Raw genomic sequence first — 17,405 nt, forward strand, 5'->3', positions numbered from 1 at the left:
CGCTAATCCAAATAGGTTCGCGTGGGATCATCGCGATGGAAACCCACCAGAGAGGTACTGGGGGTCTCGCCGTTTCTTCTCCTTTCGGCGTTCATTCTGACGATGCCGTCCCATTTCATAAACGCCTCCCTAACATCTTCCTGCGCCCCTTTTCCACCGGTATGTATCCCCCACAACCGCTTCCGTAGCGGCCCCGTCACCCCCGTATGCTCATGGCAGATATTCAATTCACTATCCGCCGCCATGCTGCGGGTATTGATATTCGCCGAGCCCAGCGTCATGAACACATCGTCAATAATCATCAGCTTCGAGTGCACATACACGTGCTCCCATTTTCCGGGTGGGGAATCCGGCGCGACCAGCGTGCAGATGTGGACTTTCAGGCCGGGGATTTCTGACGGGACGATGGCCTCCTGCGGGGCTTTCATCTGATCGACCAGTTCTGCCTGTCGCTCTCGTGCCCGCCTCAGGTTCTCGATGGCCTCGGCCAGCTTCTTCGCGGTGACTTCGCTGTCCACGTATCGGCGCATTTCCTCGGCGCCCTGCATGGCTCCACGGGCCTGCTTCTCCGCCGGGACCGCCTCGTCATATTCCTTTTGCAAGGCCTCGCGCCGCTTGTCCTGCCGTTCGAGTTTCGCCACACCGGGGATGGTGTCGGCGCGGCCCAGGGCCTCCAGCATCCGGTAGGTGTTCACCGTGCCGGGGCCGATGCCCTCGTCGCTCGCATTGGTGACGACAAACAGGTGGATGGGGCCATGCTCGCCCGGGTCGCGGCCCCAGGCTATCTGCTTTGCGGCGGCCGCCTTGATTTGCTCGGCCAATGGCGGAAAGCGGAAATACTGATTCTCGATATAGACAAAGCTGCAGGCGTTGTTGACCACCTGCAAATACATTTTCTCGATATCGAACTTGCCGTGTTCCGGCTGAGTCCGCAGCACCTGGGCCATGACCTTGACGCCGGTGTCGTGCAGCATTTTGAGTGCTGTCGCGGCAGGTTTTCGGGTGGTTTGCAGTGCTTCGCCGGTAGCGCGGTCCCATGCCTCACAGAAATTCTGGTTCAGATACCGGAGAACCGGGCCGGTGACCCGGCTTGAAATGTCCTGCCGTGGTGTCGCGCCATTCCGGCCCTGATCGCCCGAGAGACGCACCGCGCTATGGTCGTCCTTGTCCCAGTACGGGTCGAGCATGTTGTGGCCCATGACATAGCCAACTGCCCGGTCAGGCAATTCATAATCGACCAGCACCATTTTCTGGTGGTGCGTCGGCACGATCGCGCCCATGATGGCGCCGCCTTGGGCCTTATTGCCGGCAGAGCGCGTGTCGTCGGTCCCCCACAAGGCCGTGCGAAATGCGATTTCCAGCCGGTTAGACAGGCCAAAATCCCGCACGACAAATTCGACGTTGACCAGCTTCGGCAGCCCCAGCAATCCCGGCAGCTTTTCCATGACCTGCGATGGAACAGGCCCTTTGAATATCTTGGCGGTAGGGGAGGTGCGTGCTGCACGCCAATGCCAGTACCGGTTGAATTCCTTGGGATTGACGCGGGGATTGGGTGGACGCGAGAACCATGGATGCTGATGCATGCGGTCAGGCAGGTTCGGCTCGTCGCCCATATCTGACATGCCGGGAATGCCCAATGCTTCGCCGCCCCAGCTGAGCAGGCGGACCTTTACCCCGCGCTTTCCCGCTGCCTCGAGCAGGTCGCCAATGCAGGGCGCGCCGCGCGCCGCGCCACGTTTGAAGAACATCGATGGCTGGAAGCCCCAACAGATAATGTCGACGGTCTTCTGCGCGGCGGAAATGGTGTCGTGGAGGTCGCCGAACGCCTCTTCGCCATTGACGAGGGGATGAAAGGTGCACGGCTGAGGCGCATATTCGGCACGCTGGACGAACCACGGCAGCGTGATGAGCGCCCGATTGGTACGCGACAGAGCGATGGGCGTGGTAATGGGTTGTTGTCTCATACCTGATCCTCGGGTGTTGAGCCGAGCAGTTGGTCATAAACCTGGCGATGGACGGCGCGATCGGGCGCCTCGGGCGTTCCGGGTGCGGACTCGAAGAATTGAAAGCCGCGCGCGGCAAGTTCGCCGTTTTCGGCGTTGCCGCGATATTCCTCAGTAGTAGGAATGGCGTGGACCGCGCCGCCAGCCAATTGCAGTTCGTACTGCTTGGTGGCCATCTGATGGTCGATCGGAATGTCGCCTGTTTCGTCGATCACGCCCTGCCGGAACAGCACGCCTTCGGCAAACAGCTTGTACGGCATGCCGACAGGCAGCCGGGTTCTCGATGCCGGCGAGGCGCCGGTGTTCAGCGTCAGCGGGTGTGCGGGCAGAACGTTTGCCATTTCGGCGTGGATCTGCATCGAGGCGGGCGGGCGCTTAACCCACACCGCGCACTTTTCGAAGATGTCTCCCGGCGTTGCATTTTCGATCCCGCACTGCGTAATCCGAATGTAAGACCCGCCCGACCCAATCCACACCTCCTTGGCGGCCGACAGCACCAGCTTCCCGTCCGTACTGCTAATGGTGACGTCCTTAAGCGCCGCCAACTGCAACTCATCGCCCTGCGCCTGAATCTCGACCTTCCCGCCCGCCGCGAACAGTTTCATGCCGAGTTTCTGCGCGAACAGGGACACGGCGTCGCCGGCGGCAACGGTGAAGCGCTTGACCGCGCTGATGTCCGCATTCCCGCCCGCTGTGGCGATGAGATGGTTTGCCGCGCTGGTTTGCAGGTCCGCCCCGGACACCAGGGCGATACCAGCGGGCGCGCTGGCGAGCAGGCCGGCATCGCGGAGTTGCTTGAGGCTGTCATTGAGCAGGGCCTGCTGGCGCTCGCAGTCGGCGGCGAGGGCTTGTGCTGCCCTGGCGGTCTCGGCCAGTGCCTGGCTTTGCTGGAGCGCTTGTTCGAGCAGGCGCTGAGCCGGGGCCATGTCGAGTTGCTGTCCGCTGGCCTTTGGCTGGTCATCGGCGGTGATGAACAACCCCTTGCCGCCCCGGATGGCCCCCCAGCCAGACGTCCTGAGTTCGAACCCCTCCCCCCGCCGCTTCCACTTCCCGTCGACCATATGGCCRAGCGTCAGCTGGGATTTKCCGGARTGCTCGGTGGACAGCTTGACGTGCTCCTGYCCCTCCCAATCCTCGAATTCGAGCTTGTTGTCGCTCTGCGTGCGAATAACGTTGCGGGATAGCCATCGATCCTGATTGGTAATCAGATCCGTCTGACGGCTGTTATGGTGGACGTGGGCGATATACGGCTTATTGGGATTACCGTCCCGAAATGCGATAGCCGCTTCGGTGCCGTCGATCAGCGGAAAGTGAAATCCTGTYTGYARYGCCCCGGCAAACGGCTTGGCCAATCGCAGCGGCACGCATTCCCCGCCGCCGGGCCAGTCCTCGAAATCGAAGTCAAAGCGAACCGTGTAATAGCCCTGCTGCGTCAGATAAGCGTATGGATACCGGCTTGGCGAGGTAATGCGCGCACTCAGCGTGCCCTGGATCTTCGGCCAGTTGGCCTCGTCCAGCGGCAGCCGGAAACGCCGATCCGAYGGGATCGATTTGAAGGTATTCCGATACGCCGCATCGCGCGCGCCGGTGTGGACAACCTCGGTGATGACCTGCCCATTCGGCGCATCCGCCAGCGCAAGATCCATCCGCAGGATTCGCGCCGGACGCAGTTCCAGCACATTGCTCTCGCCTTCATAGACCACCTGGGAAGCCATCGCCGCCTCATGCCGAAGCTGGGCTTCCCATTTGGCGCCTTCGAAATCCAGGTGATGGGTGCCGAAGACATACGGCTGGCCGTAGGTGGTCTTGTCYTTSCKCGCAACATTGGCTTCGCCCTTCARSGGCTCCCACGCCAGATCGGGGTTGTAGTCCGCCACRAGRAACGATGCGGGGACAGTTTTCGCAATAGTACGAAGGCCGATGACCGCTTCGACACCAGCCTCCAATCCCGCCGTCTCGCGATACGGCACCCGCAATTCAGGCTTGTARAGGTAATGGTCRATGTCATCGCCAAACACCACCATCTCGCCGAACTTGCCGGGAAGAAAATAGGAATACAGCCCCTCCTGCTCCATCAGCAGACGGATGGTTTCCCAATCGGACATCTGATACTGGAAGCGGAACGCGTGCTGGGGATATTGGCGTCGAAGCCTGAAGGAAAACTGATGCCCGACCAGTTCATGYCGCCGCAGAATCGCCTCGATAATCTCYGGCGCGGTCTGGTGCTGGTAGATGCGGGTGGASCGCGTAAGCCGAAGCCGGGCGACGAGCGGTTCCACGATGAACTCGTAGCCGTGGAAGTCCCGCGTCTGCTGCGTCTCGGTGAAACGCATGATGCAACCGGCGAAGGTCCGCGGCGCTGACCCGTCCCCAGGGTCGATGATAAAGCTGGCCGCCTTGCCGAGATAATCGGCACGATCCAGTTCGGCAKGGTGCGTGAGTTGAACCGTGACGGCATAGGGTTCGCCTAGCCGCTCCACAGCCTCGAACGACACCACCGACAATGCCCCGGCGCTGGCCGCGCCGGGAACCTTAAGGAAGTACTGCTGCTGCCCGCTCAACGTTGCGCCGAGCGCGTCGAAACCCTCTGCCATCAGTCATCGCTCCGTAGCCGCCGCAGTGTCTGGCACTGCCGCGCGGATTATTGACCAGCAGGCGCGTCTGCAGCATGGCGTCGCTGGCCAGGCGGTTCAGGTCGCCTTCTTTCACGCCGACTTCGCGCAGCGTGCGCGGGATGCCGGTGGCCAGCACCAGTCCTTCGATATGGGCGATCAGCGCGGCGGTCTTGGTTTCGCAGCTGCCGGTCGTGCCGGGCAGCACCACGTCGGTCAGTTCCGCGTAGCGCTTGCTGGCGGCGTCGGCATTGAACTTCATCACGTGCGGCAGCACGAGCGCGTTCGAGAGGCCGTGCGGCACATGGAAAATGCCGCCGATTGGGTAGGCCAGCGCGTGCACGGCGGCCACCGGCGAGTTGGCGAAGGCCTGGCCGGCGAACATCGCGCCGAGCAGCATCGCCTCCCGGGCATTGCGATCGTTGCCGTTGTCGCAGGCCAGCATCAGGTTGCGCGAGAGCAGATCCAGCGCGCGGATGGCCAGCATGTCCGAGACCGGATTCTTGAGGTGGGCGCTGGTGTAGGCCTCGATGGCATGCACCATGGCGTCGATGCCGGTGGCGGCCGTGGCCGCGCGGGGCAGGCCGAGCGTCAGTTCGGCGTCGAGGATCGCGAGGTCGGCGAACAGCTGCGGCGCCACCACGCCCATCTTGGTGGTTTCGCCGGTCGTGACGATCGACACCGCCGTCACTTCGGAACCGGTGCCGGCCGTGGTCGGCATCTGCACCAGCGGCAGCCGGGCGCCGGTGACCTTCTTCACGCCGTACATGTCCTTGAGCGCCTGCGTGGCGGGCAGGAGGACGGCGATCAGCTTGGCCACATCCATCGACGACCCGCCGCCCAGCCCCAGCACCACCTCGGCATCGGCCTGGCGCGCGCGCTCGGTGGCGTCCAGCACGATGTGCTCGGGCGGATCGGCAATGACATCGTCGATCACGGTCACCTCCCAGTCATGCTTGGCGAGGTCTTCCAGCGCCGGCGCGAGCAGGCCGCTCTTGGCCAGGAAGCCGTCGGTCACCACGCACAGGCGCCTGGCCTGCGGGAACGACTCGCGCAGCAGGGCGCCCAGCCGGCGCGCGGCGCCGAATTCGACGATGACCGTCGGCACGGTCTGGAAGCGGAACGGGTTCATGTTGTCTCCGGGAGTTCGGGGCAGGCGGGGCGATCGGGGTCGCCCTTGCTCAGCAATGGGTGCCATAAGGCGGACCGGCACAGTATGCACCGGCCCGCCCGCCTGCATCACATCTGCAGGCAGAGGTACTTGATCTCGAGATATTCGTCGATGCCGTGGCGCGACCCTTCGCGGCCCACGCCAGACTGCTTGATGCCGCCGAACGGCGCCACCTCGTTCGAGATCAGGCCGGTGTTCAGGCCGACCATGCCGTACTCGAGCGCTTCGGCGGTGCGCCAGGCCCGCGCGATATCGCGCGTATACAAATAGGCGGCCAGCCCGTATTCGGTGGCGTTGGCGGCAGTTACTGCCTCGGCGTCGGACTTGAAGCGGAACAGTGGCGCCACCGGCCCGAAGATCTCCTCGCGGGCCATGCGCATGTCGGCGGTGGCGTCGGCGATGACGGTGGGGGTGTAGAACGTGCCGCCCAGCTTGTGCGCGGCGCCGCCGGTCAGCACGTGGCCGCCCTTGGCGCGGGCGTCGTCCACCAGGGACGCCACCTTGTCCAGCGCGGCGTCCTCGATCAGCGGGCCGATCGTCACGCCGTCTTCCAGCCCGTTGCCCACGCGCAGTTGGCCGGTGCGCTCGGCCAGCTTCGTGGCGAAGGCGTCGTAGATGCCGTCCTGCACGTAGAAGCGGTTGGCGCAGACACAGGTCTGCCCGCCGTTGCGGTACTTGGCGGCGAGGGCGCCTTCCACGGCGGCGTCCACGTCGGCATCGTCAAAGACGATGAACGGCGCGTTGCCGCCCAACTCCAGCGAGAGGCGCTTCACGGTGGGCGCCGACTGCGCCATCAGGATGCGACCGACCTCGGTCGACCCCGTGAACGACAGCTTGCGCACGATGGGGCTGCCCGTCAGCACGGCGCCGATGGTCTTGGCATCGCCGGTCACCACCTGAAGCACGCCGGCGGGAATGCCGGCCCGGTGCGCCAGTTCGGCCAGCGCGAAGGCGGACAGCGGGGTCAGCTCGGCCGGTTTGATGACGATGGCGCACCCGGCCGCCAGGGCAGGGCCTGCCTTGCGGGTGATCATCGCTGCCGGGAAATTCCACGGCGTGATGGCGGCGCAGACGCCCACGGGCTGGCGCAGCGTGACCAGGCGCTTGTCGGCGGCCGGCGTGGCCAGCACTTCGCCGTCCACGCGCTTGGCTTCCTCGGCAAACCATTCGATAAAGCTGGCCGCGTACGCGATCTCGCCGCGCGCCTCGGCTAGTGGCTTGCCCTGCTCGCGCGTCATCAGGTAGGCCAGATCGTCCGTATTGGCGATCATCAGGTCGAACCAGCGGCGCAGCAGGTTGGCGCGTTCCTTGCCGGTCTTGGCGGCCCAGGCGCGCTGCGCTACCTCGGCGGCGGCGACGGCGCGCTCGGTCTCGGCCGCGCCCAGGTCGGCCACCTTGGCGATCACCTCCCCGGTGGCCGGGTCCGTGACGTCGAACGTGGCGCCGGAGTCGGCGCCAATCCATTGGCCATCCACATAGGCCAGCTGTTTCAGAAGCGAGGGATCCTTGAGTTGCATGGCGGCTTTCCTGAGCGGGTTGATTCATATCGTTCAATAGATGGAACGATATTCGGTATGTCGAACGTGAGCGTATGATACGCCCATGCACGGCAGACTGCCAACCGCCCGGAAGCGTTCCGCGCAGCCGGTACAATCCGCCCAACTCTTCCGTATTGCCCAATGCCCAAGTCCGCCTACAACGCTCCCGCCGATGATGCCGCGCCGTCGCTGAAGTCCACGTCGCCGGCGGTGGTGCGCGCGGTACATGTCATGGATGCCGTGGCCGCCGCCCCGGAACCGCTGACGCTGGCCGACCTGACCCGGCTGACCGGCGCGCCCAAGAGTTCCCTCCACGGCATGTGCGACACCCTCGTGCAGCTGCAACTGCTCAAGCGCCTGCCCAACGGGGCGATGGCGGTGGGCCCGCACGTGATGGCCTGGGCCAACGCCTTCCTGTCGCAGACGCAGATGACGAGCGAGTTCCGCGCGCTCTGGGAGCAGACCGATGCCTTCCACGACGCCACGGTCACCTTGTCGATGCTCGATGGTGCGGAGGTGGTCTACCTGGCCTGCCAGAACGGCGACCGCCCGCTCGGCGTCACGTTCCGCATCGGCATGCGCCTGCCGGCGCCCTACACGGCCACGGGCAAGGCGATGCTGAGCACCCTGCTGCCGGCCGAGGTGCGCGACCTGTTCGCGCCGGGCATGCCGCCGCCGCTCACGCGGGCCAGCGTGGCCGATGTGGATGGTTTGCAGGCCGAACTGGCCCAGGTGCGGGAGGTGGGATATTCGACCGACAACGGCCAGATGCGCGAGGGCATGACGTGCTTCGGCGCCCCGGTGTTCGACGCGGCCGCCCCGTGCGCAGCGGGCGCCATCGCGGTCAGCTACCTGACCAACGAGATCGATGCGGCCACCGGCGACCGCATCGGCCAGCAGGTACGGGCGCTGGCGGACCAACTGTCGGCAAGGCTTGGCGCCCGGCGGTAACGTCCGCCACCGGGGAAGCCATCACGCGGTCAGGCCATGCTCGACCGCAAACACCGCCACCTGTACGCGGCTGGCCAGATTCAGCTTCTTGAGGATGTTCTGCACGTGGATCTTGACCGTGCTCTCGGCCACACCGAGGTCGCGCGCGATCTGCTTGTTGCTCTCGCCCCGGGTCAGCCCGCGTACGATCTCGCGCTCCCGCACGGTTAGCCGCGCGCCGTCCTCGGCACTCGGAGAAGGCGGTGCGGAAGGCTGCGCCGGCGCGCGGAACTGCGCCACGAGCTTGGCCGTCATGCCATCCGAGATCACCGGCTCGCCGGATGCGGCGCGGCGGATGGCCGAAGCCAGGAAATCCGCCTCGATATTCTTTAGCAAATAGCCCCGGGCGCCGCCGCGCAGCGCGCTGGCCAGTTCCTCGGCTTCCTCGGAGACGGTGAGGATCAGCACTGCCGTGTCCGGCAGGTCCTGCGCCAGCAGGGCCAGCGTCTCCAGCCCGGACAGCCCGGGCATGTTCAGGTCCAGCAGGACCACGTCGGGGCGATGCTGCTTGGCGCGCTTGAGCCCCTCCACGCCATCGGCCGCCTCGTCCACGACGGCAAAATCGGGCTGGCGCTGTAACAGCGCGCGAATGCCTGAACGGAACAGCGTGTGATCGTCGATCAGCAGGATGCGGATGGTCATGGCTGGAGACTCGCTTCGTTGATTTCGTTGGGCGCTGTGGCTTCGTTGGCTTCGCCGGCCACATGGGCGCCGGGCACGCGCAGGGCCACGCGGGTGCCGCGCCCGGGCGCGGAATCGATCGACAACTGCGCGTTGAGCCGCGCGGCGCGCTCGCGCATGATGTGCAGACCCACCTGCATCTCGCAGCGCGTGGCGAGCCCGGCGGCATCGAAGCCCTCGCCATCGTCCTGCACCACCAGTTCGAGGTCGCGCCCGCCTTGCAGCCGCACCAGCACGTGGCCGGCCTGCGCGTGCTTGCGCACGTTGGAGAGCGCCTCCTGTAGCACGAACAGCACCTGCAACTGGGCATCGGGCGGCAGCGGCCGGGCGTTGTCGTAGCCCTCCACCTCCAGCCGCACCTCGGTGGCGCACTGCCGCCGGAAGCGCGCCACGGTGTCTTCTGCCGCTTGCCGCAACTCGCCCTGCGTGAGCCGGGTGCGGAAGTTCAGCAGCAACTCGCGCACATCCTGGTAGCTTTCGTCCACCCCGCAACGGAGCATCGGCACGATCGCCGCCACATCGGCCAGCGCCCCGCGCGAGACGGCATCTTCCAGCAGTTGGGCTTGCAGGTTCAGGTAGTTCAGGCCTTGGGCGATGCTGTCGTGCAAGCCCTGCGCCACGAGGTTGCGCTCCTGCACCACGGCCAACTGGCGCGCGGTGGCGGACAGCCGCTGGTGTTCGAGCGCCACGCCCAGGTGCTGCGCCAGCGTCTCCAGCAGTTGCCGGTCGGATGCATTGAGCACCCGTGGCGAGCGGAAGTGGAGCGAAAACATGCCGATCACCCCGCGCGGCGTGTCGATGCGGAACGCCGCGAAGCCGCCGAAGCCGCAGGCCATCGGCGGCGAGGGCAGTGCGTGGGTTGCGGACGGCCAGGCGACCACGCGCTGCCGCGTGGCCGCGCCGCAGTGGCAGGCATCGGCCGCCATGCGCTGTTCCTGCTCGACCAGCGTGGCGGGCAGCCCTTCGGAAACCACCATGTGGAGGTTCTCCGGCACTGCATCGAGCATGCGCACGCTGCCGCCATCGGCGTCCAGGCGCCGCATGATCCGGGTCAGGAAGCCCCGGCACAGCGCCTCGGCCTCGTTCGGCTGGTTCAGGTAGGCGGCGATGTCGTAGAGCGTCTCGAGGTCGCGGTTGCGCCTGGCCAGTTCGGCGGTCTTCTGGGCCACGCGGGCTTCGAGCCCCCGATAGAGTTCCTGGAGTTCGGCCGCCATCCGATTGAAACCGGTGCTCAATGTGCCGAATTCGTCACGGCTGGTGACCGGCAGGCGCAGCGAGAATTCGCGGGCCGCCATGCGGCGCAGGCCATCCTGCAGCGTCAGCACGGGCAGGATGATCCAGAGATAGAGCAGGTAGATGACCGCGACGGTGCCCATGCAGGCAATGGCGGCCAGTGCGGCCTGGGACATGCGCAGCAGGTCCGTCTTGCGCGCGTTGTCGGCCTCGATCATGCGCACCAGATGGTCTGCCTGCGCGACGAAATCCGACAGCGCGGCCACATAGGTGAGCGATGTGCCGTCGGGCGCGTTCAAGTCCTGCTCCGCCAGCGGCTTCATCCGGTCGTCCCATGCCCGTGCCACGCGGTCGAGCTGGTCGTGGATGGCCGGCACGGCGGGCAGGAACAGCGGTCGTGTGGCGTCGCCCCGGCGCAGTTGCGCCAGCGTCTCGTCCAGCTGGGCGATCCGTGGCACAAGAGCGTGGGGTTGATGGGCGCGGGCGCGGGTCAGTTCGATCGCCACCGCGTTGGCGCGCATCCGCACGCTGCCAGCGTCGTTGATCGCCGCGCCGGCGCCTTCGAGGTTCCAGGAGAGCCACAATGTGCCGCCGATCATCGTCAGGACAACCAGCAGCGAGATCAGGGACAGCGAGATGATGCGGGTGGAGAGGCGGTGGCGCAGCCCCGGCAGCCCGACCGCCGAGGTGGCATGGGGGTCCGCGTGCGCATCGAACGCGGTGTCAGGAAAGGGGGCTGGCATGTTGTGGGGGCGAGGGCAGGGCGTGGGGACAGCTGCCATTCTGGTACCGGCGATTGCGCCGTTTCCTGCGCTGGATCAAATCGCCGACGGATGGGACGGGAACTTACGCGGGATTCGCATTCCGGCAACAGCCCAATCAGGCCGGCGCGACCCCCGCCGGCTTTTCGCCCGACATCAGGTAGTGGATCAGGTCCGCCACGGGGCGGATGGCGTCGCCAAACGGCAGCGTGCCCTTACCCCGGAAGAACAGGCCGCGCTCCACGTCGCCCTTGAGCGCCTGCGAGAGCTTGCGGTCGATGCAGAACTGGCCGATGCGCGCCACGCCGTCGCGCAGGCCGCACGATTGCAGGCAGTCGAAGCCCTCCAGGCACTCGCGCACCTTGGCGCGCGCCTGGAGCGCCGACTCCCGGGAGAGATAGCGCTTGAGCCACGGCGTCAGCACCGCGCGCGCCGGCAGTCCCGCCACGCTCGTGAATTCGCCGATCTGTTCCTGCGGCGCGGAAGCCAGCACCTGTTTGAAAGCCAGATGCGCATCGCATTCCTCGGTCACGGCAAAGGCGGTGCCGACCTGCACGCCGGCCGCGCCCTGCGCCAGCCAGTGATGCAGCTTGCCGTGGTGGCCCAACCCGCCGGCCAGGATCAGCGGCACGGACTCCCAGGCCAGCCCCAGGCTGGCGAACAGCGTGCGGCATTCGTCCAGCACGCGCGCGAACGAGAACCGCTCATCGCCAATGTCCTCCATGCGCGAGGCGCCGAGGTGCCCGCCGGCATGCGCGGGATGTTCGATCACGATGGCATCGGGCAGCCGTCCCTTCTTCATCCACTTGCGCAGCACGAGGCTGACGCCACGGGCGTCGGACAGGATCGGGATCAAGGCCACCTTCGGGTGATTGGCGGTCAGTTCGGGGAGGTCGAGCGGCAGGCCGGCGCCCATGACGATGGCATCCGCGCCGCTATCGCACGCCTGCCGGACCAGCGCCGCGTGGGCGCCAACGGCCTTCATCACGTTGACGGCGACCATCCCTTGCCCGCCCGCCAAGTCCTTCGCCGCGCGCACCTCGCGGTCCAGCGCCACGAGGTTGGCGTGTTCGATGGCCGCCTTGTCGCGTTTGGCCGTGGCGGCCATCAGGTCGGGGTGATGATGGCGCAGGTCGATGCTGGCGATGGTGCCCATGGCGTTGTGGCGGGCCACCGTGCCGGCCAGCCGATGCGCGGAGATGCCCACGCCCATGCCGCCCTGCACGATAGGAAGCAGCTTGCGGCCGGCCAGGTTGAGCCATCGATGTGTCATGAGGAAATCCGAAGTCAGGAGGGGCAAAAAACGGCCCAGCGTCTCACGCGCATCGGGGTGGCAGTTTGCGCCAGATCAAATTGCGGGGGATCGGCGGCCCGTTCCGAGGACCTAGTTCGGCGGAACGAGACGGGTAGAACACAGCCGGGGTTTGCGCGGGGTCAAAGGTTCCCTCGATGGGCATGACTAGCATCCTTGATCGATCGCTACCCCATGCGCCGCACCGCGCATTTTCGCCATGGATGCCTCCCCGCCCGACGTGCATGATGTGCCCGATGCGCCAACACCCCCAACCGAGCCATCGCGCCGCCAGCCCCGCCGGCCCCAACTGGTGGCACCCGCCGGCTCGCTCGCGGCCCTGCGCATGGCGCTGCAGCACGGCGCGGACGCCATCTACCTCGGGTTGCGCGATGCCACCAACGCGCGCAACTTCGGCGGCCTGAATTTCTCCGAGGACGACATCCGCACCGGCGTGGCCGAAGCCCGCGCGCGCGGCGCCGAAGTGCTGTTCGCCATCAACACGTTTGCGCAGATGGGGCAGGTAGACCGCTGGCACCGCGCCGTGGACGCCGCCGCCGTGCTGGGCGCCGACGCGGTGATCATGGCCGACCCCGGCCTGATGGCCTACGCGGCGGAGAAGCACCCCGACCTGCGCCTGCACCTGTCCGTGCAGGGCTCGGCCACCCATGCCGATGCCATCGCGCTGATGCGCGAGCGCTTCGGCATCCGGCGCGTGGTGCTGCCGCGCGTGCTGACGCTGGCGCAGATCGCCAAGCTGGCCAGGCAGACCGATGTGGAACTTGAGGTCTTCGGCTTTGGCAGCCTGTGCGTGATGGCCGAGGGCCGCTGCCTGCTGTCCTCGTACGCGACCGGCGATTCGCCGAACAACCGTGGCGTCTGCTCGCCGGCCCACGCCGTGCGCTGGGACGAGGCGGACGGCACCATGCACGCGCGGCTCTCCGGCATCCTGATCGACAGCTACGCGCCCGGCGAGCCGGCCGGTTACCCCACGTTGTGCAAGGGCCGTTTCACCGTGGAGGGCGAGCACGGCTACGTGCTGGAGGAGCCCACCAGCCTCAACGCGCTGTCGCTGCTGCCGGCGCTGATCGACATCGGCATCGCCGCCATCAAGATCGAGGGCCGCCAGCGCAGCCCGCGCTACGTGGGCGATGTGGTGGGCGTGCTGCGCGCCGCCATCGACGACGCCTGGCGCGACCCCCGGCGCTTCGTGCCGCGCCAGGAATGGCAGGCTACATTGGGGCGCCATGCCGAGGGCGACCAGGTGACCCAGGGCGCCTATGACCGTCCGTGGCGCTGAAACCGTCCGCACCCCACCCACCATGACCACATCCACTTCCCCCTATTCCTTGACCATCGCGCTCGGCCCGCTGCTCTACTACTGGCCCCGCGCGGACGTGCTGCGCTTCTATGCCGATGTGGCAGACGCCCCCGTGGAGCGCGTCTATCTTGGCGAAGCCGTCTGCACACGCCGCCACGAATTGCGCCATGCCGACTGGCTGGACGTGGCGCGGATGCTGCGCGATGCCGGCAAGGAGGTGGTGCTGTCCACCCCGGTGCTGGTCGAATCGGACAGCGACATCGCGGCCATGCGCCGCGTCTGCGAGCAGGACGAGTTCCTCGTGGAGGCCAACGATCTTGGCGCGGTGCGCGCGCGGCGCGGGCGGCCGTTCGTCGCCGGGCCGCATCTGAACGTCTATCACGCCGATACGGCGACGTGGCTGGGCTCGCTGGGCGCGCGCGGGGTCGTGGCGCCGGTCGAGATGGACCACGCGGCGCTGGCCGCGCTGGCGGCGGCGCGGCCAGCCGGCATGCAGATCGAAGCGATGATCTGGGGCCGCATGCCGCTGGCGATCTCCGCGCGTTGCTTCACGGCCCGGCATCACCGCCTGCGCAAGGATGCCTGCGAGTTCCGTTGCCTCGACTACCCGGACGGGCTGGTCGCCCGCACGGGCGAAGGGCAGCCGTTCTTCGCCCTGAACGGCATCCAGACTCAGTCCGCAAGCTGCCTGGACCTGTGCGCGCACCTGCCGGAGATTCAGGCGATGGGCGTGGATGTGGTCCGCGTCAGCCCGCACGCCGTGGGCACGCTGGACGTCATAGCGCTGCTAGACGCCGTGCGTCATGGCCGCACCGGCGCCGCGCCCAGCGGCATCGTGCCCGCCGGCGCCTCGGCGAGCAACGGCTACTGGACCGGCCAGCCCGGCATTGCCTGGATAGCCGGCGCGCCCGCATGACTGCCCCAAGACCATCGATGAATTCTTCTTCCCTGATTGCCCGCATCCATCGCCGCCTGCCCGCCCCTGCGCAGGCCCTGCCGTTCGTGATGGCGCTGGAGTCCGCGCGCCGCGCCGGCTGGTTGCAGCCACCGTCCGCGCTGGACGGTCATGCCTTCCTGCTCGTGGTGGAAGACCTCGGGCTGGACCTGCGTTTCCGCTGTGCAGGGGGCGTGTTCCGGATGGGGCCGTTCGATCCTGAACCCGCCCCGGCGCTGACGCTGCGCGCCCGCGCCGCCGATTACCTGCAACTGCTCGCCGGCCATGCCGATACCGACACGCTGTTCTTCCAGCGCCGGCTCTCGATTTGCGGGGACACCGCGCTGGGGTTGGAGGTCAAGTACTGGCTCGACGCCACGCCGCGTCCGGCCTGGGTCGAGCCCTGGGTGGCGCGGCTAGCGGTGCTGTTTCCCGAAGTCCGTGCCGCGTGAGAGCGACGGGCTGGCCCGTCAGGCCTCGGGCGCCAGATCGCCGTAGCGCACGCCGCGTGGCTTGAAGCAGCAACGGGCGCGGAGCACGGCACCGGGGAGGTTGGCGAGCGCGGGCATCGCCGTGAAGCCATCGAGCGTCGCCTGGAGGTCTGCCGCGCTGCGCGCCCGCACCACCGCGAACAGGTTGAAGGGCCATGCCGCACCTCGGCGCGCGCGCCGGTAGCAGAGTGCCACCGCGGGCAGGCGGGCCAGCCGCTTGCCCAGCACATCCACACGTGCGTCGGGCGCATTCCATACGCACATCGCGTTATGCACGAAGCCGAGTTGGCCCGGCTGGAGAATGGCGCCGAAGCGGCGGATCACGCCGGCCTCGCGCCAATGCGCCAGCCGGCGCCAGAGTTCGTGTAGCCCGATGCCCGTGCCACGCGCCATGGCGTGGTAGGGCTCGGGCGTCAGCGGCAGGCCGTCTTCCAGCGCTGCCACCAGCCGCCAGTCGGCATCGGTCATCAGGGGCCGCAGTGGCACCCCGGCATCGACGTGGTATTCACATTCCAGTGGCAGTGCGAGCGGCGTCTGGTGGACATCCGCGCCAATGCCGTCGAGTACGGTCGCCAGGTGGTCGGCATCGCGCGCACCGGCCACGAACCAGAGGTTGTAGCGGTGGCCGGTTCTGCAGTAGTGATGGCCGATAGCCGGGTCGGCGTTGAGTCGCCGCGCCACGCTCTCCAGCCGCGCCGCCGGCACGGACAGCGCCGCGAGCGTGGTGGCGCCGATGGCGTTCGGCGCGAAGCGGGCGCCGACATGGCTGATGCGGCCGCTGCCAACGTCGCGCGCCAGCAGCGACAGCAGGCCATGCTCGGACAGGCCGAGCGCCCGGGCCAGGCACCGGTAGGGCCGTGGCTCCAGCGGGAAATCTTGCCGAAGGCGTTGGTAGAGTGCAGTCTCGTCGATCATGGCGATATCCGGAGCAGCGGGCAGGATTGCGTGCCCGCCATGATGAGCCGGATACCCGGCCGCCCCGTTGACCCCCATCAAGCGCGGATCAGCGCCCCCGCACGAGCTGCCAGGCCCGTCCGAGGTAGGTGACCGAGGCGAAGCCGCTCCACACATGCACCAGCCGCGTGAACGGGAAGATCGCGAACAGCGAGATACCGAGGAACAGATGCACGCGGAACAGCAGCGGGGCATCGGCGATGAAATCGGGCGCATCGGCGCGCAGCGTGACGATGTGCTGGGCCCAGGTCATCAGCTGCACCATCATGTGACCGTCCATATGGCCGGCGGACACGAAGATGGTCGAGAGCCCGGCCAGCAAGGTCGCCAGCAGCCAGAGCAGCAGCACCTTGTCGCCGGTACGCGTGACCGCGGCAACCCGGGCGTTGGTGAAGCGCCGATGCAACAGGATCAGCAGGCCGATCAGGCAGATCGTGCCCATGACTCCGCCGGCGCCCATCGCCACGGCCTGCTTGAGCGTGTGGGAGACACCGAGCGCGTCCCACACGGCCACGGGTGTGAGCAGGCCCGCCAGATGGCCGAAGAACAGCCCGAGGATGCCAACGTGGAACAGGATGCTGCCCAGCCGCAGGTTGCCGCGATAGAGCAGTTGGGAGCTGTCGGCCTTCCAGCCGTACTGCTCGCGCTCGAAGCGCGCCAGGCTGCCGAACAGGAGCAGGGCGGCGGCGATATACGGGTAGATGCCGAAGAGGAACTGGTGGGCGAATGACATGGTGGTCGCCTGCGTCGTCAGGGAGGTCATTGGGGGGAGGGGGCGCGCCGGTCGTGGAAGCGCACCACTTGTTCAGCCGGCATGGCCGCCGCCAGCAACGGCTCCACGCCATCCGTGCCGGGGCCGAACAGTTCCAGCGCTTCGTCCATGTCGCGCACGGGCGGGTCGGTCCGGGCCTCGGGCTGCACGCTGGTCATTGAGCGCAGCACCGTGAACACGGTCGCGTACGGGCTGTCGTGGCGCGCCAGCCGGTCGCCGATGGCCGCCAGCACGTGGATGGCCTCGCCCAGCAACTGCTCGGCGCGCTGCGCCTGCCCGTCATCGGCCAGCGCGCCGAGGAACTCCAGGAACAGCGGCACGTAGTCGGGCAACTCGTTCGCCACCGGCTCGAAGCCGGCGCGCCGGTATTCGTCGATCAGATCGACCATGGCTTGCCCCCGGTCGCGGGACTCGCCGTGGACGTGCTCGAACAGGTGCAGCGAATGCGCGGGATTGCGGTCGAAGGTGGCCACGTACTGCTCCTGCAGCGCGATCAGCGGGCTGTCGCGCAGCGGGCCGGTCAGCGGGGCCAGCCTCGCGCGGGCGGCGGGCCAGGCGTCGAGCGCCTGTTCGATCTCGGGCATGGCCGCCTGCAGCGGCGCTTCGGGGTAGCCCAGCAAGGCGCTGAGCACGGGATAGAGGGTCATGATGGC

Annotated in this window: 14 protein-coding genes; 4 read left to right on the forward strand and 10 right to left on the reverse strand. The window is 67.3% G+C overall.

What is annotated here, in order from left to right; genetic code table 11:
• Positions 1 to 2 precede the first annotated feature (2 nt).
• The 4 genes from AC1DFU_RS02545 to AC1DFU_RS02560 all read right to left on the reverse strand — a co-directional run bounded on the left by AC1DFU_RS02545 (position 3) and on the right by AC1DFU_RS02560 (position 7,303).
• Positions 3 to 1,964 (reverse strand): phospholipase D-like domain-containing protein, encoded by a 1,962-nt coding sequence (locus AC1DFU_RS02545; RefSeq protein WP_441593830.1) that lies wholly within the window; start codon positions 1,962 to 1,964, stop codon positions 3 to 5.
• Positions 1,961 to 4,597, reverse strand: a complete 2,637-nt coding sequence (locus AC1DFU_RS02550) for a type VI secretion system Vgr family protein (protein ID WP_477159844.1) — start codon at positions 4,595 to 4,597, stop codon at positions 1,961 to 1,963. Before AC1DFU_RS02550 ends, AC1DFU_RS02545 begins: the two co-directional genes overlap by 4 nt.
• A complete protein-coding gene (locus AC1DFU_RS02555) occupies positions 4,536 to 5,747 on the reverse strand; it encodes an iron-containing alcohol dehydrogenase (RefSeq protein WP_477159845.1) in 1,212 nt (403 codons plus the stop codon). Before AC1DFU_RS02555 ends, AC1DFU_RS02550 begins: the two co-directional genes overlap by 62 nt.
• A gap of 107 nt (positions 5,748 to 5,854) precedes the next feature.
• Positions 5,855 to 7,303, reverse strand: a complete 1,449-nt coding sequence (locus tag AC1DFU_RS02560) for an NAD-dependent succinate-semialdehyde dehydrogenase (protein ID WP_092296891.1) — start codon at positions 7,301 to 7,303, stop codon at positions 5,855 to 5,857.
• Between the two features lie 162 nt (positions 7,304 to 7,465).
• Here AC1DFU_RS02560 and AC1DFU_RS02565 point away from each other — a divergent pair, with 162 nt between their 5' ends.
• Positions 7,466 to 8,275: an IclR family transcriptional regulator gene (locus AC1DFU_RS02565; protein WP_092296894.1), complete on the forward strand. Its 810-nt coding sequence runs from the start codon at positions 7,466 to 7,468 to the stop codon at positions 8,273 to 8,275.
• 21 nt (positions 8,276 to 8,296) lie between these two features.
• On the opposite strand, the gene AC1DFU_RS02570 is transcribed toward AC1DFU_RS02565, so the two are convergent.
• The 3 genes from AC1DFU_RS02570 to AC1DFU_RS02580 form a co-directional block, all read right to left on the reverse strand.
• Positions 8,297 to 8,956 carry a response regulator gene (locus AC1DFU_RS02570; protein WP_441592852.1) on the reverse strand — a complete coding sequence of 220 codons (660 nt, stop codon included), beginning with the start codon at positions 8,954 to 8,956 and terminating at the stop codon, positions 8,297 to 8,299.
• Complete coding sequence (locus AC1DFU_RS02575; protein ID WP_441592853.1) at positions 8,953 to 10,971, reverse strand: type IV pili methyl-accepting chemotaxis transducer N-terminal domain-containing protein; 2,019 nt, start codon at positions 10,969 to 10,971, stop codon at positions 8,953 to 8,955. Before AC1DFU_RS02575 ends, AC1DFU_RS02570 begins: the two co-directional genes overlap by 4 nt.
• A gap of 136 nt (positions 10,972 to 11,107) precedes the next feature.
• Positions 11,108 to 12,262 (reverse strand): NAD(P)H-dependent flavin oxidoreductase, encoded by a 1,155-nt coding sequence (locus AC1DFU_RS02580; RefSeq protein WP_092296906.1) that lies wholly within the window; start codon positions 12,260 to 12,262, stop codon positions 11,108 to 11,110.
• Positions 12,263 to 12,500: 238 nt separating this feature from the next.
• Between AC1DFU_RS02580 and ubiU the strand changes: the two genes are divergently transcribed.
• The 3 genes from ubiU to ubiT are packed head-to-tail and all read left to right on the forward strand — an operon-like array spanning position 12,501 to position 14,987.
• Complete coding sequence (gene ubiU / locus AC1DFU_RS02585; RefSeq protein WP_441592854.1) at positions 12,501 to 13,580, forward strand: ubiquinone anaerobic biosynthesis protein UbiU; 1,080 nt, start codon at positions 12,501 to 12,503, stop codon at positions 13,578 to 13,580.
• Between the two features lie 22 nt (positions 13,581 to 13,602).
• A complete protein-coding gene (locus tag AC1DFU_RS02590; protein ID WP_092296912.1) occupies positions 13,603 to 14,517 on the forward strand; it encodes a U32 family peptidase in 915 nt (304 codons plus the stop codon).
• 17 nt (positions 14,518 to 14,534) lie between these two features.
• On the forward strand, positions 14,535 to 14,987 hold the full coding sequence (ubiT, locus tag AC1DFU_RS02595; RefSeq protein ID WP_092296916.1) for a ubiquinone anaerobic biosynthesis accessory factor UbiT: 453 nt from the start codon (positions 14,535 to 14,537) through the stop codon (positions 14,985 to 14,987).
• Positions 14,988 to 15,005: 18 nt separating this feature from the next.
• On the opposite strand, the gene ahbB is transcribed toward ubiT, so the two are convergent.
• The 3 genes from ahbB to narJ form a co-directional block, all read right to left on the reverse strand.
• The gene (ahbB, locus tag AC1DFU_RS02600; protein ID WP_092296919.1) at positions 15,006 to 15,941 is read right to left on the reverse strand and encodes a siroheme decarboxylase subunit beta; all 936 of its coding nucleotides are present in this window, start codon (positions 15,939 to 15,941) and stop codon (positions 15,006 to 15,008) included.
• 88 nt (positions 15,942 to 16,029) lie between these two features.
• Entirely contained in the window at positions 16,030 to 16,713 is a 684-nt protein-coding gene (gene narI, locus AC1DFU_RS02605) for a respiratory nitrate reductase subunit gamma (RefSeq protein ID WP_441592855.1), read from the reverse strand.
• Between the two features lie 26 nt (positions 16,714 to 16,739).
• A complete protein-coding gene (gene narJ / locus AC1DFU_RS02610; RefSeq protein ID WP_441592856.1) occupies positions 16,740 to 17,399 on the reverse strand; it encodes a nitrate reductase molybdenum cofactor assembly chaperone in 660 nt (219 codons plus the stop codon).
• Positions 17,400 to 17,405 lie beyond the last annotated feature (6 nt).

The organism is Cupriavidus sp. 10L45, assembly GCF_056395225.1.